At 43.1% G+C, this 21,876-nt stretch carries 20 protein-coding genes; 6 read left to right on the top strand and 14 right to left on the bottom strand.

Annotation, left to right across the window (positions count from 1 at the left end):
- Positions 1 to 73: 73 nt before the first annotated feature.
- The 3 genes from EOD41_RS19805 to EOD41_RS19795 all read left to right on the top strand — a co-directional run bounded on the left by EOD41_RS19805 (position 74) and on the right by EOD41_RS19795 (position 5,892).
- On the top strand, positions 74 to 1,795 hold the full coding sequence (locus EOD41_RS19805; protein ID WP_127708341.1) for an alpha-amylase family glycosyl hydrolase: 1,722 nt from the start codon (positions 74 to 76) through the stop codon (positions 1,793 to 1,795).
- Positions 1,796 to 1,987: 192 nt separating this feature from the next.
- Positions 1,988 to 4,441 carry a glycoside hydrolase family 31 protein gene (locus EOD41_RS19800; RefSeq protein WP_127708338.1) on the top strand — a complete coding sequence of 818 codons (2,454 nt, stop codon included), beginning with the start codon at positions 1,988 to 1,990 and terminating at the stop codon, positions 4,439 to 4,441.
- A 122-nt stretch (positions 4,442 to 4,563) separates the two neighbouring features.
- A complete protein-coding gene (locus EOD41_RS19795) occupies positions 4,564 to 5,892 on the top strand; it encodes a flavin monoamine oxidase family protein (RefSeq protein WP_127708336.1) in 1,329 nt (442 codons plus the stop codon).
- Between the two features lie 253 nt (positions 5,893 to 6,145).
- Here the strand turns inward: EOD41_RS19795 and EOD41_RS19790 are convergent, their stop codons facing one another.
- From EOD41_RS19790 to EOD41_RS19775, 4 genes are all read right to left on the bottom strand, one after another.
- Complete coding sequence (locus EOD41_RS19790) at positions 6,146 to 7,072, bottom strand: aspartate carbamoyltransferase catalytic subunit (protein WP_127708333.1); 927 nt, start codon at positions 7,070 to 7,072, stop codon at positions 6,146 to 6,148.
- A gap of 65 nt (positions 7,073 to 7,137) precedes the next feature.
- Positions 7,138 to 7,683, bottom strand: a complete 546-nt coding sequence (pyrR, locus tag EOD41_RS19785) for a bifunctional pyr operon transcriptional regulator/uracil phosphoribosyltransferase PyrR (RefSeq protein ID WP_127708330.1) — start codon at positions 7,681 to 7,683, stop codon at positions 7,138 to 7,140.
- A 180-nt stretch (positions 7,684 to 7,863) separates the two neighbouring features.
- Positions 7,864 to 9,828, bottom strand: a complete 1,965-nt coding sequence (rpsA, locus tag EOD41_RS19780; RefSeq protein WP_127708327.1) for a 30S ribosomal protein S1 — start codon at positions 9,826 to 9,828, stop codon at positions 7,864 to 7,866.
- Between the two features lie 129 nt (positions 9,829 to 9,957).
- Positions 9,958 to 10,635: a hypothetical protein gene (locus tag EOD41_RS19775; RefSeq protein WP_127708324.1), complete on the bottom strand. Its 678-nt coding sequence runs from the start codon at positions 10,633 to 10,635 to the stop codon at positions 9,958 to 9,960.
- Positions 10,636 to 10,772: 137 nt separating this feature from the next.
- Here EOD41_RS19775 and tyrS point away from each other — a divergent pair, with 137 nt between their 5' ends.
- Positions 10,773 to 12,056, top strand: a complete 1,284-nt coding sequence (gene tyrS / locus EOD41_RS19770; RefSeq protein ID WP_127708321.1) for a tyrosine--tRNA ligase — start codon at positions 10,773 to 10,775, stop codon at positions 12,054 to 12,056.
- A 118-nt stretch (positions 12,057 to 12,174) separates the two neighbouring features.
- On the opposite strand, the gene EOD41_RS19765 is transcribed toward tyrS, so the two are convergent.
- Together EOD41_RS19765 and EOD41_RS19760 are read right to left on the bottom strand one after the other, a co-directional pair.
- Positions 12,175 to 12,846: a PH domain-containing protein gene (locus EOD41_RS19765; protein ID WP_127708318.1), complete on the bottom strand. Its 672-nt coding sequence runs from the start codon at positions 12,844 to 12,846 to the stop codon at positions 12,175 to 12,177.
- Between the two features lie 61 nt (positions 12,847 to 12,907).
- Positions 12,908 to 13,912 carry a long-chain-fatty-acid--protein ligase gene (locus EOD41_RS19760; RefSeq protein WP_240663512.1) on the bottom strand — a complete coding sequence of 335 codons (1,005 nt, stop codon included), beginning with the start codon at positions 13,910 to 13,912 and terminating at the stop codon, positions 12,908 to 12,910.
- 140 nt (positions 13,913 to 14,052) lie between these two features.
- On the opposite strand from EOD41_RS19760, the gene EOD41_RS19755 reads away from it, so the two are divergent.
- Entirely contained in the window at positions 14,053 to 14,724 is a 672-nt protein-coding gene (locus EOD41_RS19755) for a lipid-binding SYLF domain-containing protein (protein ID WP_127708315.1), read from the top strand.
- Between the two features lie 50 nt (positions 14,725 to 14,774).
- Here EOD41_RS19755 and EOD41_RS19750 read toward each other — a convergent pair whose 3' ends face one another.
- The 8 genes from EOD41_RS19750 to EOD41_RS19715 form a co-directional block, all read right to left on the bottom strand.
- Positions 14,775 to 15,458: a DUF1345 domain-containing protein gene (locus EOD41_RS19750; protein ID WP_127708312.1), complete on the bottom strand. Its 684-nt coding sequence runs from the start codon at positions 15,456 to 15,458 to the stop codon at positions 14,775 to 14,777.
- Positions 15,459 to 15,704: 246 nt separating this feature from the next.
- Positions 15,705 to 16,118: a hypothetical protein gene (locus EOD41_RS19745; RefSeq protein ID WP_127708309.1), complete on the bottom strand. Its 414-nt coding sequence runs from the start codon at positions 16,116 to 16,118 to the stop codon at positions 15,705 to 15,707.
- 4 nt (positions 16,119 to 16,122) lie between these two features.
- Positions 16,123 to 16,365: a YwbE family protein gene (locus tag EOD41_RS19740; RefSeq protein WP_127708307.1), complete on the bottom strand. Its 243-nt coding sequence runs from the start codon at positions 16,363 to 16,365 to the stop codon at positions 16,123 to 16,125.
- A gap of 2 nt (positions 16,366 to 16,367) precedes the next feature.
- A complete protein-coding gene (locus tag EOD41_RS19735; RefSeq protein ID WP_127708305.1) occupies positions 16,368 to 16,697 on the bottom strand; it encodes a DMT family transporter in 330 nt (109 codons plus the stop codon).
- A gap of 1 nt (position 16,698) precedes the next feature.
- Positions 16,699 to 18,033 (bottom strand): argininosuccinate lyase, encoded by a 1,335-nt coding sequence (gene argH / locus EOD41_RS19730; protein ID WP_127708302.1) that lies wholly within the window; start codon positions 18,031 to 18,033, stop codon positions 16,699 to 16,701.
- 368 nt (positions 18,034 to 18,401) lie between these two features.
- A complete protein-coding gene (locus EOD41_RS19725) occupies positions 18,402 to 18,980 on the bottom strand; it encodes a GNAT family N-acetyltransferase (protein WP_127708299.1) in 579 nt (192 codons plus the stop codon).
- A gap of 1 nt (position 18,981) precedes the next feature.
- Positions 18,982 to 20,046 carry a M20 family metallo-hydrolase gene (locus EOD41_RS19720; protein ID WP_127708296.1) on the bottom strand — a complete coding sequence of 355 codons (1,065 nt, stop codon included), beginning with the start codon at positions 20,044 to 20,046 and terminating at the stop codon, positions 18,982 to 18,984.
- Positions 20,047 to 20,150: 104 nt separating this feature from the next.
- The gene (locus EOD41_RS19715) at positions 20,151 to 21,461 is read right to left on the bottom strand and encodes an MFS transporter (RefSeq protein ID WP_127708293.1); all 1,311 of its coding nucleotides are present in this window, start codon (positions 21,459 to 21,461) and stop codon (positions 20,151 to 20,153) included.
- Positions 21,462 to 21,691: 230 nt separating this feature from the next.
- Here EOD41_RS19715 and EOD41_RS20960 point away from each other — a divergent pair.
- The coding region (locus EOD41_RS20960; RefSeq protein WP_205780613.1) for a hypothetical protein at positions 21,692 to 21,876 on the top strand (185 nt) is incomplete at its 3' end.

The raw sequence follows: 21,876 nt of genomic DNA, 5'->3' as shown, positions 1-21,876 counted from the left end.
TCGCGGCCTGCTTTTTGTTTTATATGTAAGTCAATTTACATAAATCTTATTTTAGCGACATTTGAATCATTTTATGCAGACATCACAAACAGGCCACAAACTTATCATATACCAACTATTGCCCCGGCTTTTCGGCAATACCAACACAACCAACAAATTTTATGGTTCGATAGAAGAAAATGGCTGCGGTAAAATAAATGATATAAATGACAGAGCGCTCAATGAAATAAAAACCATGGGCTTTACCCATGTTTGGTATACCGGTGTAATTGAGCATGCTACCATGACTGATTATTCAGCCTATGGCATACCACCCGACGATCCGGATGTGGTAAAAGGAAGAGCTGGTTCACCCTATGCTATAAAAGACTATTATGATATCGATCCTGATCTGGCAGTTGACGTGCCCAACCGAATAAAAGAATTTGAAGCACTGGTTCAGCGTACACATAATGCCGGCTTGAAAGTGATTATGGATTTTGTGCCGAATCATGTAGCGCGCACCTATCATTCGGATGCCAAACCTAAAGGTGTGCGCGACTTTGGTGAGGATGATGACAGCTCAGTAGCCTTTTCACCGAAAAACGATTTCTATTATATACCCGGCGAACCATTCCATCTACCTCAAGGCTATAATCCGGGTGGTGATGATTTCAATAGTCCCCTGAAAGATGGCTGGTTTGATGAGTATCCCGCAAAAGCAACAGGCGACAATGTTTTCAATGCATGGCCCTCTATCAATAACTGGTTCGAAACCATCAAGCTCAATTACGGTATTGATTATGTTGGCGGATACATAACGCATTTTAATCCTGTACCGCCGCTATGGCATAAAATGTTTGATATTCTCTGCTATTGGGCAGATAAAGGTATCGACGGTTTCAGATGCGATATGGTTGAATATGTGCCGTTTGAATTTTGGGGATGGCTGATACCGGCAATGAAGGAAAAATATCCACATTTGATCTTCATCGGCGAAGCTTATAATCCAAATGAATACCACAATTACCTGTTCAACGGCAGGTTTGATTACTTGTATGATAAAGTGGGTCTCTATGATGCTGTAAAACGTCTTACACGCAACGAACCGCATGCCAGCACCTGGGACATCAATGCCGTATGGAACCATCACACTCAAGGCTTTCACGAGCGCATGCTCCGTTTTATGGAGAACCATGACGAAGAACGTATCGCCTCAGAAGCTTTCGCCGGGAACCCATGGCTTGCCGTACCGGGAATGATTGTTACAGCAACGCTTCATAACGGACCGGTTATGATCTATTTCGGTCAGGAAGTAGGGGAACCAGCCGCAGGGGCCAGTGGTTTTAGCGGCAATGATGGTCGTACCACCATTTTTGACTACTGGGGTGTACCCCAACACCAGAAATGGCTGAACAATGGTGAATACGATAGTGGATTGTTATCTGAAGATCAAAAAGCCCTGCGTAAATTCTACAGTAAGTTATTAAATACCGTTGCTGATAATGAAGCACTAAAAAGTGGTGAATTTTACGACCTGATGATGGCCAATGAGCATCAGCCGCGATTTAATAACAAGTTTTACATTTATCTGCGTTATACCGAAAATCAACGGGTACTTATCGTGGTAAACTTTAACCGGCATCCTGTTGATATCACTATAAGACTAAGTGATGATTTGTTGAATAATCTTCGCCTGTCCGGCGAAAAAAAATTTAATTGTTTGCTTTCAGGCGATAAGTTCACCACCAATAACATTGCTGATGGTTTAGCACTTACATTACCTGCAAGTAATGGCTATTTATTAAGTTTTTAAAGCATTCTGTTCATTAACGATGAGTTTAAAACCCATCGTTAATAGCGTTGTTATTTAAATCGGACGGAATCTTTACAATTTTCAAAAACTCTTACTAATGGCACAATAATGGGTAGAGGTAAGTGTTAAAACATTATATTGCACTTAAGTTAAGCAATAAGCAAATTTGTAGCCCCTACATAATTGATTTAAATGGAAGAGAATATACTTAACCCAAAAGAGTTATTTAACGAGTTAGTTGTTGAAGAAGAAGGTTTTCGGCACTTAAATAACCCTGCCGATGGTATAAAACCCATCACAAAAAAATATCTCGGCATTCCCGAAAAGGTGGAACAGTTGGGCAATAAATTCTACTTTTCTGATGGTGACGCCAAAGTAGAGATCATTGTTGTAAACGAAGAGATTATGCGTGTAAGACTTGCACCGCACGGTGTTTTTCTTGACGATTTCTCATACGCGGTACCTGTTCTGAAAAATAAGCCGGTACCCGTAACGCTTACTGAAGATGAAAAAGAGTTCAGGCTATCAACACAAATTATTAACTGCCATGTGCGCAAAGCCGATTTCTTTATATCTTTTTCAGATAAAGACGATGTAATTACCAGCGCCGATGCCACCCCAATGCACTGGGAAGAGAACGCGCAATTTGGTGGTTATTATGTTTATTGTACCAAAGAATGTCACCCCGACGAGAATTTTTTTGGTCTTGGTGATAAACCTACCGAGCTTAACCTGCGTGGCAAAAGATTATCAAACTGGAATACCGACGCTTATTCATTTAACTGGAACCAGGATCCGCTTTACCGTAGTATCCCGTTTTACATTACAGTAAATGAAGGTATTGCCCACGGTATATTTTTCGACAATACTTACAAAGCACATTTTGACTTTGGCAGTGAAGATCGCACAAAAACCAGTTTCTGGGCAGATGGCGGCGAACTGCAGTACTACTATATCCACGGTCCGCACATGATGGACGTTGTAAAAAGCTATCACTTGCTTACCGGAACTCATCCTATGCCGCCGCTTTGGGCGCTGGGTTATCATCAGTGCCGCTGGAGTTATTATCCGGAAGCAAAGTTAAGAATGGTAGCTAAAGGTTTCAGGGAAAATAAGATACCATGTGATGCGCTGTATCTGGACATCGACTATATGGACGGCTACCGCTGTTTCACCTGGAACCGCCGGTATTTCCCTGATCCGAGAAAGATGATTAAGGAACTTGCTGATAGCGGTTTTAAAACTGTTGTGATCATTGATCCGGGTATTCGTGTAGATGATAATTATCCTATTTTTAAGGAAGGAAAAGAAAAGCGTTATTTTTGCCGCCGCAGTGACGATTACTTTATGGAAGGCCATGTATGGCCGGGCCGCTGCCAGTTTCCTGACTTTACTAATCCTGAAGTGCGGGAATGGTGGGGTACTTTATTTGACGAGCTTGTTGAAATGGGTGTTGCCGGCGTTTGGAACGATATGAACGAGCCTGCGGTATTCGGCTCAGGTACCTTCCCTGACGACGTACGACATCAATATGACGGCTACCGCGGTTCGCACCGCAAAGCGCACAACGTTTATGGTATGCAAATGGTGCGCGCTACTTATGAAGGTATTCGTAACATTAAAAAGAATAAGCGTCCGTTTACCATTACCCGTGCAGGTTATTCAGGCGTACAGCGTTATGCTTCGGTTTGGACAGGCGACAACGTTGCAAGTTGGGAACACCTGCAATTAGGAAACATACAATTACAGCGACTTTCGGTATCAGGTATTCCGTTTTGCGGTACTGATATCGGCGGTTTTAGCGGTGAGCCCGATGGTGAACTGTTTACACGCTGGATACAGGCCGGCACTTTTGCGCCGTTTATGCGCGCCCACTCAGCAGGTGACACTAAAGAGCGTGAGCCATGGAGCTTTGGCGAACCTTATACCTCAATAAACCGTAAATTTATTGAGTTGCGTTATCGCTTACTGCCTTACCTGTACTCAGCTTTCTGGGAGCATCACCGTTACGGTTTCCCTATTTTGAGGCCGGTTGTAATGCAGGAACAAAGCGTATTGAAAAATCACTTTCGCCAGGATGAATTCACCTTTGGCGACAAGATACTGATTTGCCCTGTGCTAAGGCCTGGACAAAAAAGCAGGAAGGTTTACCTTCCAAAAGGCCAGTGGTATAACTTCTGGACCAACGAAGTGGTAAGCGGCGGCGACGAAGTGGAAGTACTTACCCCGCTTGAAACCATTCCGGTGTTTATTAAGGCCGGGGCAGTGATACCGGAGTACCCGGTTATGCAGTATGTAAACGAAAAACCGATTGAAGAGGTTAAACTGAATATATACCACAGTGATTATGAAGCAAACTCGTTCTTGTTTGAGGATCATGGCGAATCATTTGCTTACGAACAGGATATCTACTCGGAAAAGAAGTTTGTAGTAAACGGCGACACTTCTTCGTTAGTGATGAACCATAGCATGGAGGGTTTATACACACCCCGTTATGATGGTTACCTGTTTAATGTTATAGGCTTGCCTTTTGTTCCTGCAAAAGTTAGTATTGATGGGAAGGACATTGAATTTGCTGTAAACAGCGACAAGATATTGGAGTTCAGGCATACCAAGAGTTTTAAGCATTTGGAAATAACCAATTAAAAAGGGACCCATAAACAGCATCTGTCATGGATATTTTACGCTCTGACACCAAACAATAGGCACTGAGCCAAACGTTTAATAAGCGGCAGCATAATCTACAGATTACCTGCCGCTTATTATTTATGGAAAAAACTGATATCCTTATTATTGGTGCCGGCGCTACCGGACTGATGGCTGCATACAAACTTTCAAAAGCTGGTAAAACCGTAACCGTACTGGAAGCACGCAACCGCACAGGCGGACGGATTCACACCCTTAACAACGAACTTTTCTTTCAACACGCCGAACTGGGCGCCGAGTTTGTGCATGGCAAACTGCCGGTAACCCTTGAGCTATTAAAGGAGGCCGGAATTAGTCATTACCCTTCGGAAGGCGAAATGTGGCAGTATTACGACGGCAAATTTGAGCAGAGTGAAAATTTTATTGAAGGATGGGATGAGCTGCTTGAAAAGCTCAAAGCCTTGGAAAAGGATATCCCTATTTACGATTTCTTGCAACAAGAGTTTGGTGATGAAAAGTACAAAGAGCTTCGGGAAAGTACTATTCAATATATATCAGGCTATGATACCGCTGATGCTAAGCTGGCAAGTTCATTCGCTCTCCGTAATGAATGGCTTAATGAAGATGAAGATGCCCAGGACCGTGTTAATGGCGGATATAGTACCTTAATACAGTTTATAGCGGATGAAGTCAAGAAAGCCGGTAACACTATAGTATTAAATGCCATAGCTCAACAGCTGTTATGGAAGCCAGATAACGTGCGTGTAGTTACCGCTGATGATCATATTTTTGAGGCCGACAAAGTAATTATAGCTCTACCTCTTGGCGTGTTGCAGGCTGATAAGGATAGCCCGTCAGCATTAACACTACACCCGGCTGTATCTGAATATACTGCTGCTTTAAACGACATTGGATTTGGTGCCATTATAAAAACACTGCTTGAGTTTGATGAAGCTTTCTGGAAAGATAGTGATATTGAAAAACTTGCGGGTGCAAGCCTAAGCGATATGAGCTTTTTATTTACCGAAGAAGTCATCCCTACCTGGTGGACTCAACTACCCCGACAAAATCCCCTGCTTACCGGCTGGCTTGGCGGGCTGGCGGCTTATGATAAAAAGGACATGAATGACGAAGACATTTTACAGCTTGGCTTGACATCATTAAGCAAAGTATTTAAAATTCCTGCTGATGTGTTAAAGCGCAAATTGGTAGCCTGGCACGTAGCCAACTGGACTGCTGATCCGTTTACCCTTGGTTCATACGCTTATGATAAAGTTGAAAGTTCAACAGCACGTCAACTATTAAATAAGTCTGTAGAAAATACATTGTACTTTGCAGGCGAATACTTGTATGAAGGCCCGGCTATGGGGACTGTTGAAGCTGCGCTTACCAGCGGAAAGAATGTGGCAAATAAAGTACTTAAAAAAACAAGCTCCAATTATACAGGTTAGGTCAATGGAGTTGTTTCCTTTATTTATAATAGATTCTTTGTTCCTTCTCGAGTAGTTGTTCCTTGTTTAAACTTTTGGTTTTCTATCCTTTTATAAAAACCACAACTTATAAATAATATGAAACCAGCCCACTTTGTGAAGGTGAATTCTATACTATTGATAAATAATTCGAATGAAAAACATAGCACACATATACCTACAATCACCCCTAACAAGTTATCTTTTAGAATTTTTGTGATATTTTTCATAGTAATTACTGAGTTTGTCCCGCCAGCAGGTAAAGCACCGCCATACGTACGGCAACTCCATTTTCTACCTGTTCTAATATTACAGATTGTTTGCTGTCGGCAACATCACTGGTGATTTCCACACCCCGATTTATAGGCCCCGGATGCATTACCATAATCTCTTTATCCAAACTGTCAAGTATCTGCTTGTTCAATCCATAAAGCATGGTGTACTCTCGTAGCGAAGGAAAGTATTTTATATCCTGACGCTCCAGTTGTATGCGCAGCATATTGGCAACATCGCACCAATTAAGCGCCTTTATCAGGTTGTTTTCAACCTTAACGCCTAATGTGCCAATGTATTTCGGGATTAATGTAGTAGGGCCGCAAACCATCACTTCCGCGCCAAGCTGTTTCAGGCAAAGGATGTTTGACAGGGCTACCCTTGAGTGCAGAATATCCCCCACTATCACCACTTTTTTACCTGCTACATCCCCAAATTTTTCGCGGATAGAGAATGCATCAAGCAATGCTTGTGTTGGGTGTTCGTGCGCGCCATCACCCGCATTTACTATCTGCGCTTTTACATGCTTGCTTAGAAAGATCCCCGCACCGGCATATGGATGGCGCATCACCACCATATCCACTTTCATGGCCAGTATGTTGTTTACGGTATCTATCAAGGTTTCGCCTTTACTTACTGATGATGAAGAAGCAGCAAAATTTACCACATCTGCCGAAAGACGTTTCTCCGCAAGTTCAAACGACAAACGTGTGCGGGTAGAATTTTCAAAGAAAATATTGGCAATGGTTACATCACGCAATGAAGGCACTTTTTTTATCGGCCTGTTCAGTACCGATTTAAACGTATCCGCTGTTTCAAATATCAGTTCAATATCCTCGCGGTTGAGGTCTTTAATTCCTAATAGATGCCTTGTGCTTAGTCCTGCCATATTTTGATTTCGAATTTCGGATGTTCGATTTCGAATTTATTTTTTCTTTTGCTCCGAGAGTTATGTTATTCTTTCACTTCCGACAGTAAGACAATCTTATCTTCTCCGTCAGTTTCTTTCCAGCTTACTACTACCTTTTGCGATGCTATCGAATCCACCTCAATACCTACATAATCGGCTGCTACTGGTATGTGCCTGCTGTAGCGTCTGTCAACCAGGGTTAGCAGTTCTACCTTTGCCGGGCGCCCGAATGCCTGCAAAGCATCCATAGCGGCACGAATGGTGCGGCCTGTCCATAGTACGTCATCCATCATTACCACTTGCTTGCCTTCAATAATAAAATCGATTTTAGTTTGATTAGGCATCAATTGGTCGCGGCGGCGAAAGTCATCTCGATAAAAGGTAATATCAAGGTCACCTTGTAATATGGCTTTGCCTGATAAAATCTTGCGTAATTCTTCAGCTACTCGCCGGGCCAGATAAATGCCGCGAGGCTGTATGCCAATTAGTACCGTTTCTGAAAAATCGTTATGATTTTCAATTAACTGACGACATAAACGTTGAATGGTTACCTGGAATTTTTGTCCGTCGAGCAGTGTTAGATTGAGCATCGCTGGGTTGGATTTGGGCAAATGTAGTGATTTTGGCGATTAGTTAAATAATCACCGTCAATTAGTTTATCAAATCATTAATCTGCTATTAAAATTTCGACATCTATTTTACAGGTCATCCCACAAAAAAGCCCCGTCATTTAAACTGACGGGGCTTAGTTATGAAGAAAATTTATTTAATTAATTTGCTTCTTCTTCAGACTGTTTAGTAGCAGCGGCTTTTTTCGCCTTGCTTTCTGCGCCTTCCATTTGCTCTTTTAATTGAGCAAGAACGCCCAGGTCGCCTAAAGTTGATTTTTCAACCGAATCTTTCACTTTCTTCACCGCGCTGTTGGCTGCTTTAGCTTCTTTTTTACGGTTTTCAAAATCCTGTACCCTTGCTTCGGCACGGGCTTCTTCCCATATGCGTGAGTGTGAAATGACGATACGTTTGTTGTCTTTACCAAACTCAATGATCTTGAAGTCGGCAGTTTCTTCAGCTTTAACGCTGGTACCGTCTTCTTTAACCAGGTGTTTAGTTGGCGCAAAGCCTTCAACACCGTATGGAAGGGCAACAATTGCACCTTTATCAGTTACTTTAATTACTGTTCCTTCGTGGATAGAATCAACAGTAAAGATGGTTTCGAAAGTATCCCAAGGATTTTCTTCCAGTTGTTTGTGACCTAAACTAAGCTTACGGTTCTCAATATCCAGTTCAAGTACTACTACGTTTAGTTTTTCACCAACTTTAGTAAACTCGTTCGGGTGGTTGATCTTTTTAGACCAAGAAAGGTCGCTGATGTGGATCAAGCCGTCGATACCGTCTTCCAGTTCAACAAACACACCGAAGTTGGTCATGTTTTTAACTGTAGCTACGTGCTGGGTGCCTATGGCGTATTTCTCGCCGGCATGCTGCCATGGATCAGGCGTTAATTGTTTAATGCCTAATGACATTTTGCGCTCGTCGCGGTCAAGTGTTAACACTTGTGCTTCAACCTCATCACCTACTTTCAGGAATTCCTGAGGGTTACGCAGGTTTTGTGACCATGACATTTCTGATACGTGAATCAACCCTTCAACACCAGGGGTAATTTCAAGGAATGCGCCGTAATCAGCAACGGTAACAATTTTACCTTTAACTTTCGAACCAACCTGAATTGTTTCGTCAAGGTTTTGCCAAGGATGCGGGGTAAGTTGTTTTAAACCAAGGGCAATACGTTTTTTCTCGTCATCAAAGTCAAGTACCACAACGTTGATTTTTTGATCAAGCGCAAGTACTTCACGCGGATGCTCGATACGGCCCCATGATATATCGGTAATGTGAAGTAAGCCGTCAACACCGCCAAGATCGATGAATACACCAAAGTCGGTAATGTTTTTAACGGTACCTTCCAATACCTGACCTTTTTCAAGGCGAGCAACAATTTCAGTTTTTTGGTTTTCAAGGTCGTCTTCGATAAGCACTTTGTGCGATACAACAACGTTTTTAAATTCGTGGTTAATCTTAACAACTTTGAACTCCATTGTTTTACCAACGTACACATCGTAATCCCTGATAGGTTTGATATCGATTTGTGAACCCGGTAAAAAGGCTTCAACCCCCATTATATCAACAATTAAACCACCTTTTGTACGGCTCTTAACAAAACCGGTGATGATTTCATCGTTATCTAAAGCTGCATTAATGCGCTCCCATGATTGTTGTGTTTTTGCGCGTTTGCGTGAAAGTACTAACTGACCGTTAGCATCTTCCTGCGACTCAACAAAAACTTCAACTTTATCGCCTACTTTAAGGTCAGGAGTATCGCGGAATTCAGAAGCCGACACCAAACCGTCTGATTTAAACCCTACGTTTAGCACAACATCTTTGCTGTTGATGTTTACAACAGTACCGGTGATGATTTCACCTTTAGTGATAGAGCTGAAAGTTCCGTCATACAGTTGCTCAAGCTTTTCGCGTTCGCTGTCGCTGTAGTTACCAAACTTTTTGTCATCAGCATCCCAGTCAAAATCTGCGCTTGGGGTTGATAATTGAGACTTGATGTCTTCGATAGAAATTGAATCAGCCTCTGATTCAATAGTTTCTTTCTCTGCCGAAGCTTTCACTGTATCCAGCTCTGCTTCTTTGGCTTTTAATTCTTTTTCTGCTTCTTGTTTTTTTGCCATTAAATAAATTTTCTCCTTTTTCCCAACATAAATTGGGACTGCAAAGGTACGGATATATTTTTGGTACAAAAAAATTTATTTGATGTTAAATGCTGATTTCAAAGGCTTTTTATTATTTTGTAAAGCATTTCACACCCTGCTGCCTGCAATTTCAGTTTCAATAATGGTAAAAACCTGCATAAAGTCGTTATAAACTGCTTTTCTGTAAGCTATAAGCACTTCATCAATATCAACTTCCTGCTGCACGGTGAATGGGTTTCTCCAAACCCGCATACATATTCTTTTCAGGGCATAAGCTATCTGGTGCGTATCAACATAAGTATGCAGGTAACGATCTTTTTTAAACGACTCAAAAAACCTAAAAAATATCTGAGTATCTTCCAAGCCACTGAAAGTTAAAAACTCTTGCACAACACTTTTTTCGCACGAGACAAGATGGTCATAAAACTCGTCGGCACTAACTCTGCCGGTGGTAAGCAGCAGGTTATCTAAAATAAGTTCTATAGCGATATGTCCCAAAAAGAAGGGCTTTACCGGCGAACCCTGGATAACGGGGGTAAGGGCGAGCTTTAACTGGTGCGAGTGATGCAAAAAGAACCCTGATGAATGAAAATAACGATCTACCTCGAGGTGTTTTTTCCAGCCTTCTATTATACTGTTCACATGCTTATCGGTATGCTGAAGTTTTTCGGGGTGCAGGATGATATTCTTGTCGGCGTTCTTTAACAGATCGGGCAATACGGTGCCCAGCACAAAATAACAATCTGTGGTGTGGCAGTCAAAATAATAGTGCGACAAAAAATTCATAGGTGGTGCTTGATGATATCACACAGTTGCCACAATCTACAAAATAATTATGATTTGACCGGCATCTTATTACTAAAAAAAGAGTTTTTACCTTATTATTTTATCTTTGCACCTTTTGTAAAAAGAATACGCATACAATGAACTTTGTTGAAGAATTACGCTGGCGTGGCATGCTGCATGATATTATGCCCGGAACCGAGGAACTGCTGAATAAGGGTATGGCATCAGGCTATATCGGGTTCGATCCAACTGCCGATTCGCTGCATGTTGGCCATCTTACCCAGATTATGACGCTTATACACTTTCAGCGCGCCGGGCACAAGCCTTATGCGCTGGTTGGCGGTGCTACCGGTATGGTGGGCGACCCATCAGGAAAATCAGCCGAGCGTAATTTACTGTCTGAAGATGTATTACAACACAACCTAACTTGTGTTAAAAAACAGCTTGAGCAGTTTCTTAATTTTAACAGCGGTGCAAACAGCGCGCAGATGGTAAACAATTACGACTGGTTTAAGAATTTCACTTTTCTTGATTTTATCCGCGACGTTGGTAAGCACATCACTGTGAACTATATGATGGCTAAGGATTCGGTAAAGAAACGTCTTGAAGGCGATACCGGCATGTCGTTCACCGAGTTTACTTACCAGTTGGTGCAGGGATATGACTTTTACTATTTGTGGAAACACCATAACTGCACTCTGCAAATGGGTGGCAGCGACCAATGGGGTAACATTGTTACCGGTACCGAATTGGTTCGCCGTAAAGAAGGCGGTGAGGCGTTTGCTTTAACAACTCAACTGATAAAGAAAGCAGACGGTACAAAATTCGGTAAAACTGAAAGCGGCGCGGTATGGCTCGATCCTGCCCGCACATCGCCTTACCAGTTTTACCAGTTCTGGCTAAACACCAGCGATGCCGACGCGAAAAGCTATATACGAATATTTACCTTGCTCAGCAGGGAAGTTATTGAAGCTATGGAAGCCGAACAAGATGCAGCGCCGCACACCCGCGTGCTGCAAAAGGCTCTTGCAAAAGACATCACCATACGTGTACATGGCGAAACCGAATACGAAAAAGCCATCAAGTCGTCCGACTTTTTATTCGGCAACACCGGCATTGAGTTTTTAAACGAACTTAACGACGCTGAAGTAAAAGGTCTGTTTGAAGGTGTACCAAACTTCAACATCAGCCTTGAAGAATTAAAAGCCGGCATTAATGCTACTGATTTATTGGCAGCAAAAACCGCCGTATTCCCATCAAAAGGTGAAGCCAAAAAAATGATACAAGGCGGCGGTGTATCTATTAACCGCAACAAAATTGCCACTGCGGATGATATTTTTAATGCCGATAACCTGATAAACGGTAAATTCCTGGTAGCGCAAAAAGGAAAGAAGAATTACTTTTTGATAGTGGCGGAATAAGCACCACCTAAATCTTCCTCGGTAGGGAGGACTTTAAAACAAAAGCGATGGGTTTGAAACCCATCGCTTTTTTATTGACTCTTAAAGTCTTCTCCTTTGAAGAGGATTTAGGATAGATCTACAAATCCTCTAACAAATCCATTTTTTTCTGATTGTATTCTTCCTGAGATATCAGGCTGTTATCAAACAGCATTTTTAGCTTTTTCAGCTTCTCGGTAAGTTCATCAGGTTTTGCAGCCGGCTCTTGTTTAACGGGCTCCGGTGCCGGTGGAGCTACAGGTGCTGGCGCTTCAAAAACAGGTTGTGGTGCAGGCGGTGTTAACGCTACGTGCGATGGGTTGTCAATCAGTACAGAACCCGATTCGGCGCGTTTTTCTTCCAGTTCGCGCAGGCGGCGTTCTTCACGTTCGGTTTCCTTTCGTTCCTGTGCATATTGATATAGCTTTCTTGCCTGTACTTTGGGCAGGTAATCGACACCCATTTCGGCGCTGTTTACGGTTTTAATGGTGAATACCGCGCCTATGATTTCCTCTTTCGAATGTACGTCAAGAATGTCTTTCCAAACAAAGTCAACAAACTTAATCGACAGACCCAGATTAGCAGGTGTGAAAAACAAAACGCGTTTGTTGGTAAGCGCCACACAATCGGGAAAAAGGTTTACCAGCGGCTTTTTTTGTACCGCAATATAAATCACTTCTTCGCCGCTATTAAGCAGGTCAACCAGTCGTGTGTATATTTTTTCGACGGTTGCGGGATCCTGGCCGTCGTTTAAAAACTTGTCTATACTCATGTGTTTTAAGCTTTATGCTGAACGCAAAAATAATAATATTATGATAGCTGCAAGTTAAGATTTACGCTATCAGCAAATTACAGCCACGAATGTCGGCATTGTCGAAACGGCCAAGTACTTCGAACGAGCCATCGGTATACACTCTGCCCAAATCCTGTGTAGCGATGAACGAGCATGAATTGATATTCGCCAGGTCGATAATATTGATGCCGCCGGTTTTATCAGTCTCCAGCAAGGTGAAGGGGTCGTTAGTATCTCGGGTGATGATCTTCATCCAGGGCGGACAATTGAATATCCCCTCGCCTTTTGAGTAAGCTTGAGACAGCAGTTCCGTCATCCCGTATTCCGAATGAATGCTTTTTACACCAAAACCTTTGCATAAGATATCATGCAGTTCTTCGCGTATCATCTCTTTGCGGCGTCCCTTCATTCCCCCGGTTTCCATTACAATAAGCTCAGGGAAATTAACGGAATACAACTCAATAAAATTCAACAGCGCGAAGGTAACGCCTAAAAGCAAAGTTGGCTTTTTAAGTTCCTGTTGCAGCTTAAGCTGATGAAACAAATCGGCATGGTTATACAGGTAAAAACCGCTGTCGGCATTATTTGATTGCCTTATCAGGTCATCGGCCATATAAATAAGCGACGAACCTTCACGTTCAAGGTATGCAGGCAACAGCGCAAGTATGGTATAATCCTTTATATCGCCATAAAACAAACTGAACGCCCGGCGGAAGCTTTCAATATACCAGCTAACATCGGTTACATGATGGCGGCTGGTGATCATACCTGTAGTGCCCGAACTGGTAAAGGTTATTTCAACATCATCGTGCGAGGTTACTACTGCTTGCGATTTAAAGAATTCGATAGGCAAAAAAGGAATTTTTTCAACTTTTGTTATAGTTGACGGATCAATGGCCAAACCTTTAATAAACTCACTGTAAACTGTACAGTATTCGGCCTGATACTGAAACACCTGCAAAGCGGCCTTATCAAAATCAGCACTGTTTTTTATACCAAATATCTGCTCTTTACCTGCCTTTTCCATCCGGGCAAAGATAGCCATTTACACTAAGCTGCAATATTGATGGTAATTTTTACCTAAAAAACTGATGTTAAATTTACACTTTACAGAAACAAGCTTTACACTTAGCGGTTGTAAGGTTGTACGTAAATAATTTAAGTTAAAATTAATTAGCAGATCCCATGAAAGCATTGAAATTTTTGAAATTCCCGCTACTTTTAAGTGCATTATTCGTTTTGATGGCAGCCAAAGATGCAGGTAAAGAAACCGAAAGAATAAATAAATCAGCAGAAGTATTAACCTCCTTTACTAAAATGAAAGAGAGCATACCGCACGAATTGTTACAGCAATATCAAGGCATTGTGGTTATACCTAACCTGATAAATGCCGGCCTTGGCATTGGCGGTAAACGTGGCAAAGGCGTTGCCATGGTAAAACTTGCTGACGGCAAATGGAGCGACCCGGTTTTTGTAACCCTTACAGGCGGCAGTATCGGCTTCCAGATAGGCGTACAGTCTGTAGACCTGGTACTGGTGTTTAAAGAAAAGGGCGTACTCACCCAGGTTAAAAACGGAGACTTTACTATTGGCGGTGATATTTCTGCCACTGCAGGCCCGGTTGGCCGCAGTTCAACTGCCAGTACAGATCATGCACTTGACGCAGAGATCTATTCATACTCGCGCAGTAAAGGTTTGTTTGCAGGTATAAGCATCAACGGCTCGAACATCGCGATAGACAAGACTTCAAATGCAAACTATTACGGCGCCAATACTACTTCACAGGAAATTTTCGCATCGTCAAAAACAAGTACCGACGCGGTTAAAAACCTGAAAGCAACACTTGCATCACTGTAAAAAATCATAGTAATTTAAGGTGGCCCGGGGCAGTAATGTTCCGGGCTTTTTTATGACGATATTAATCCGGATATGATATTAATGCTCAGGGCAACAATAGCTGTATTGAATGCGAACGAAACCAGTCCATGCACTAAAGTTAACCTACGTATGCGGCGTGATGATATTTCCACGTCAGACACCTGGAAAGTCATACCTACAACAAATGAAAAATACACAAAGTCAAGGTAATCGGGAGAGGCTTCTTTTGGAAATTCTAACCCGCTTTTAGTGGTCGAGTGTTCGTCGGTATCATAAAACAGGTGAGCGTAGCGCAATGCAAATATGGTATGTACCAGTATCCATGAGGTGATTACCGCGCCCATAGAGAGGAACACCATTGAAGATATCTCCTTTTCGCCATGCCCTTTTGCCGACTTCAATAGCAGATAAATAGCCGCCAGGCTAATTACCGACGCCGCCAGCACGATAATAAAAATGGCAGTACGGCTCGAATCTTCCAAACTGGCTATCTTTCGTATTTCACGCGGATGCGCACCAAAAATAATCACCCAGTCGAGTACAATAACCGTTAAGGCAAAGGCGATCCAGACAGCAAGAAACGCCGCCGGAAGCGATTCAGCCTTAAATACAAAATACGCCACTGCAGCAATTACTAATGCAATGTACAAGCGGTAATGTGCATCGAGACGGAAGAAAAAGTTTTTAGGTGGCTTAATTGATGAAGATGGCATAATCAAATATGCGGAATAGAATCAAGAGTTAAGAATTCAGTTACTGTAAGTTTTAGAACAGAATATTAAAGTTAGAGCGAGTTTAATCAGCAGTCTGCTCTTGGCCGCAGAGGCCCTTTACTTTTTGTCTTGATACAAAAAGTAACAAAAAAATCAAGACAGAAAAAAACTACCCATCCCACGGGCAAAACTCCCGGCCACGGTTTTCTGTCGGGCCTTTACGCTCTTTTTAATCCGTATCCCACATTATTTAGCACTGTTCACATACTCACCCCACGGTTCGTTAAACTCAATCTCATTATTTGTTAACGAGTAAGGATAAAAATAATTGACTGGCTGTTTACCGGCATGCTTTACAAAAATGGCAATAGCATCGGTTTTATCATGATTGGTTGGGGAAGTAACCCTCACATCATAAGCTATAGCATAGGCTCGTATACTTTTCTCTGCAAGGCGTTTTTCAAAAAGTGCCTTAAAATCACTGATAGTCTTTTTGCTTAGTGGAAATTCATCGCCGTCAAAAATTGCCTGATAATTAAAGATACCATCTATATTGATGCAGCCTGCTATGGGATGAAACTCACCTTCCTGTTCGATAAGCAGATGCTCGGCCATTTGCTTGGAATGCTTTATCAAGAGTTCAGTGTCTTGCCTTTCCATTTAATCAATCGCCAATAATCTCAGCTACCCTGCCTACCTGTCCGTCTTCCAGCCTGACTTTTATACCTCGTGAATGAAACGAGGCGCTGGTTAGCAGGTCTTTCACAATCCCGCGAGTACGTTTGCCGCTGCGCTGGTCTTTTTTCAGTATGATATCAACTTCAAGCCCCGGATAGATGTCTTCCCTTCTTTGTCCTTTATTACCGCTTCCCTCGCCCGTAATCCTGAATGTTGGAATGTTAGCCATATTTAATGTGAAGATACAAATTTCAATCCGACGATTGAACTGATAAGTGTGGTGATGAAAAACAAACGCCAAAAGGTGGCCGGTTCTTTAAAAAATACGATGCCAATTAATACTGTACCAACCGCACCAATGCCAGTCCATACCGCATAAGCAGTACCTAACGGCAAGGTTTGCGTTGCCTTATACAGCAGCACCATGCTCAGTGTTAAAAATAGCAGGAAACCGCCCATCCAAAACCAATATACCTGACCAACTGCCTCTTTTGCTTTACCCAAACAAGTAGTGAAACCGATTTCACAAAGCCCTGCAATAACAAGTATAAACCAGTTCATATTAATTGATTAATTTACTTATAGCCGCTTCCATTTTTTCAAACTGAAACTTGCTTAGCAATTCATCAAACGCAGAAGTAATATTACTGTTCATCAGATTGCCTATGCTGCCCTCATGAGTATGGTTAACATTTTTTTCAGGATTAAAATTTCCTTCTTCAATGGCTAATCCAACGGCCTTGTAAGCATCGCGGAAAGGTGTGCCGTTAAGCACCATTTTATTTACCTCTTCAACACTGAATAGGTAAGCATATTTCGGATCGTTCAGTATATCGGATTTTACTTCAATGTGTTTCAGCATAAAGGCCGCCATGTGCAGGCAGTTCTTCAAATCTGTAAACGCCGGGAACAACAACTCCTTCAGCAATTGCAGCTCACGATGATAACCCGATGGCAGGTTGGTGGTCATCATGGCCACATCATTTGGCAGGGCCTGCAGGCGGTTACATTTGCCTCGCATAATTTCCCAAACGTCGGGGTTCTTTTTATGCGGCATAATACTGCTGCCGGTGGTCAGGTTTTCAGGGTAGCTTACAAACGCGAAATTTTGGCTTAGGTACAGGCATTGGTCCATGGCCATTTTTGCCAGCGTAGCCGCTACCGACGATAGCGCCTGCGCAATAATACGCTCAGTTTTACCCCTACCCATTTGCGCGTACACCACGTTATAGTTCAAACTGTTAAAACCCAGTAATTGCGTGGTAAACGTGCGGTTAAGCGGAAACGACGAGCCATACCCGGCCGCCGACCCAAGCGGGTTTTTATTGGTAATGTTATAAGCGGCCAGCAGCAGTTCCATATCATCGACCAAACTTTCGGCGTAAGCACCAAACCATAACCCGAACGACGATGGCATAGCCACCTGCAAATGCGTATATCCCGGCAGTAAAACATCTTTATGTTTTTCGCTCAGCTCAATAAGCTGGCGGAATAAACTCTTTGTTTCGGCAACTACCTGTTGTAATTCATGTCGAAAAAAGAGCTTCAGGTCAACCAGCACCTGGTCGTTACGTGAACGGCCGCTGTGTATTTTTTTACCTGCCTCGCCAATGCGGCGTGTAAGAAGCAGTTCTACCTGCGAATGTACATCTTCAACGTTTTCCTCAATAGTAAAACTGCCTTCCTGTATCTCTTTATAAATGTTTTTCAATTCCTGCTGAACAAGCCCAAGGTCTTCAGCGCTCATCAGCCCGATACTTTGCAGCATTTTTGTATGCGCCAGCGAGCCAAGCACATCAAACGCGGCCATCTGGCTGTCGAACTCGCGGTCCCGACCAACAGTAAAATTTTCAACCAGTTCGTTAACGCTTGTTGTTTTTTGCCAAAGCTTGCTCATGCTGCAAATATGAAAAAATTAGTTGTATTAGTTGGAGTGGTTGTTCAGTTGTATTAGCTTAACTAAGCTAAGTTTATAATCTTAGAGGTGGCTTTAGGATTTAGTATTCAGAGCTTATCACGTGCGTTCCCCTTCGGGTCAGGCTGTACACTTATACGCCTTCAGGCCTTATGCGCAGGCTGGTATCCGTTACCATCCTTAAACGCGAATGTTTGAACCACTGATTTGTGGGATTAGATGATTACGCGGATTAACCGTCATACCAAGATATAATAATCGCGTCATCCCAAACTTATTTCGGGATCTCATAGGCTGATATATCTTGCATGAGAGATGCTGAAACAAGTTCAGCATGACATTGCATTAATCTAAAACTGCAGTTTATGTAACGGCGAATCCGGCCATTCGCTTTTTAGAACACTGAATATCGCCGAACTACGCATAAAGCCGTCCCACAGTTTCATATGCTCACGTATAACACCCTCGGGTTTTGCACCGATTCCTATGATAGCACGGCATGAACGGACATTCCGCTCATCGGCCTGTATATGTACGCGGTTAAGGTTCAGTGTTTCAAATGCATAGCGGAGCATTTCAAATTTAACAGCTTTGTTTAACCCGGTGCCGCGAAATTCCTCGCTGATAAATGTCCAGCCCATGTGGCCGCTTTCATACTTCCATGAAATTTCGGCAATGCGGGTGGTACCGGCTATCTTTCCGCTGACTGCGTCAATTATTACAAAAGGCGCACAGGTACCGGCCTCACGCTCGGTGATGGCATTAGTAATGTATTTGTTGAATTCGCCGGGAAGGGAAAGATTGGCTGTGCTGTATTTCCATGCCGCCTCATCATTAGCCAAAGGCTGTAAAAGCTCTTCATCTTCCGCCTGTAAGGGGCGTAAGATCACTTTTGAGTTCGACAGCGTTGGCGAGAGATTGGGGATCATATCAGCAAATTTTTTCCAGCATCTGTATATATAATTCTATACCTTCCCTTATCTCATCCACATAAATAAACTCATCGGCAGTATGTGAACGTGCCGAATCACCGGGACCTACCTTTAGCGATGGTATATCAAGCAATGATTGATCGGACGTAGTGGGAGAGCCATAAGTATTTCTGCTTAAAGCGATACCTGCTTGTACTATTGGATGTTGTTTGTCTATTGACGATGGTTTCAAGCGGATAGAGCGTGGCTTTACTTCACAGCTTACATGCTGACGGATGATCTCTAACACTTCTTCATTACGGTAAGCGTCGGTTACCCTAACATCAACTGTAAATGTACAACTGGCTGGAACAACGTTGTGCTGCGAACCGGCATTTATAATGGTTACCGACATTTTTACAGGACCAAAAACTTCTGACTCCTTAGGAAATTTGAAATTACGGAACCACTCAATATCCGTTAATGCTTTGTAAATAGCATTCTCACCCTCTTCACGCGCGGCATGACCGGCTTTGCCGTAAGCGGTGCAATCCAGCACCATCAGGCCTTTTTCGGCAATGGCCAGGTGCATTTGGGTAGGTTCGCCAACTATACCGAAATCAAGCTTGCCAAGTTCGGGAATGATCAGTTCGAGCCCGTTTACGCCTGAAATCTCTTCTTCGGCAGTTGTAGCCAGGCAGAAATTATATTTTAAATTTTTCTTATCATAAAAATACAGAAACACCGCTATAAGCGATACAAGGCATCCGCCCGCATCGTTGCTTCCAAGTCCGAAAAGTTTACCGTCCTCAATTTTAGCGTCGAACGGGTCGCGGCTGTAGCCGGAGTTGGGTTTAACCGTATCATGGTGTGAATTTAGCAGTATAGTTGGCTTTGCAGGGTCAAAATGTTTATTACGCGCCCAAAGATTATTCAGTTTACGTTCGGGCTCAATACCATGCTGTTTCAGGAATTGCGCAATTAGTTCGGCGGTGCGATCTTCCTCTTTACTGAACGATGGCGTTGCTATAAGCTGCTGCAACAACTGTAATGCCTGCTGATATAAATGTTGAATGTCGGCCATAAAATATATGGCAGCAAAGGTAGTTCTTTTAGTCGATAGTCCATGGACCATAGTCCATAGCAACATTATTTAAGAACTATGGTCTATCATCTATGGACCATGGTCTACTCACCCATCAGCCCATCTTCGATTTTCGAAGTTTTATGCGTATCGCTCATGGTGCTGTACACTATTAATGATATCAGTACACAAGCAGTTACATAGTAGTAAAACCATTCGGCATGACCAGCTTCTTTGAACCACAGTGCAAAGTATTCGGCGGTACCACCAAATATAGATACCGCAATGGCATAGGGAAAGCCTACACCCAGTGCCCGCACATTAGCCGGAAATAATTCGGCCTTTACCACCGCGTTTATGGATGTGTACCCACTAACTACCAGCAGTGCCAGCATGATAAGCGCGAAGGCCAGCCAGGTGTTGGTAGTTGAGCTTAATACTGACAGCACTGGTATGGTAATAATAGTACCCAGCACACCGAAAGCTATCAGCAAGGGTTTACGGCCTATTCTGTCGCTAAGTGCGCCGTACAGCGGTTGTATCAGCATAAAGACAACCAGCGAAAAGGTTGATATCAGCGTTGCTTCGCTCTTGGTAAACCCGCTGGTATTTACCAGGAATTTCTGCATATAAGTAGTGAATGTGTAAAAGGCGACGGTGCCTCCCAGGGTAAGTCCGACAACCGTCAGCACTGCGCGCGGATGTTGCGCCAAGGCGCGAAGCGTGCCCTTCAAAGGATTATCCTTTTTGGCCTGAGCGGTGTAAGCTTCAGGCTCCTGCAGGCTGCGGCGAAGATACATGGTTATAACGGCCAAAATTGCGCCAATGCCAAATGGGATACGCCAGCCCCAGCTATGCAGTTGTTCTTCAGTAAGAAAAACCCTTTGCAGCAACACCAATACCCCAAGCGCCAGTAGTTGCCCCATTATCAGCGTGACATACTGAAAACTGGAGTAAAACCCTCTGCTTTTACGGGTAGCCATTTCGCTTAGGTATGTAGCACTGGTGCCGTATTCACCACCTACGCTAAGGCCTTGCAGTACCCGGGCGGTTACCAGTAATATGGGTGCAAACACTCCGATTGTGTTGTACGATGGTATAACAGCGATAATAAGCGACCCTAAACTCATGAGCAATACCGAAAAGGTAAGCGCTGTTTTGCGGCCACGCTTATCGGCAAAGGTGCCCATTAGCCAGCCACCTATTGGGCGCATCAGGAAGCCCAGCGCAAAGATCCCTGCCGTGTTTAGCAGTTGTGCGGTTTGGTTATCAGCAGGAAAAAATGAACCTGCAAAGTATAGTGAGAACGCCGAGTAAACATACCAGTCGTACCACTCAACCAGGTTACCCAGCGAGCCGCCGATGATGGACTTAAGCCTTTCGGCAGTGGTGTGTGGTTGGTGTGGTTGGTTCATAATTTTGTTAAAAGTAGGATTTAGATATGAGATTTGGATGTAAGATTTGAGAAGGAGTGTAGGTGTTGACGTCAACAGAGTAAACACTTGTCAACACCGTCAACACCGTCAACACCGTCAACACCGTCAACACCGTCAACACCGTGCTTCAGTTTGCAACTGAAGCACGGTGCATGAGCTGCCTCACCCATAATGTTTGTGATTTATCACTCCCTTGCTACCCTCTCCAAATGGAGAGAATTTGTATAGAAATTGCAATTACAGTAAGTTGTCGGGTGGGGCTACAGTGCTCCGTTAGCAATGGCTTTGCGCCATATTGTGCGTTAGTGGATGTTACTTTTTCTTTTGCCGGAAAAGATTTCTATGATAAAAGCAAGATTAAGCTGCTATTTTTGAATGATAGGTTTTGTTGTTT

The organism is Mucilaginibacter limnophilus (genome assembly GCF_004005815.1).
Classification (GTDB): Bacteria; Bacteroidota; Bacteroidia; order Sphingobacteriales; family Sphingobacteriaceae; genus Mucilaginibacter; species Mucilaginibacter limnophilus.
The sequence above is the reverse complement of the archived record's forward strand: the minus strand, read 5'-3'. Positions and strand labels throughout refer to the sequence as shown.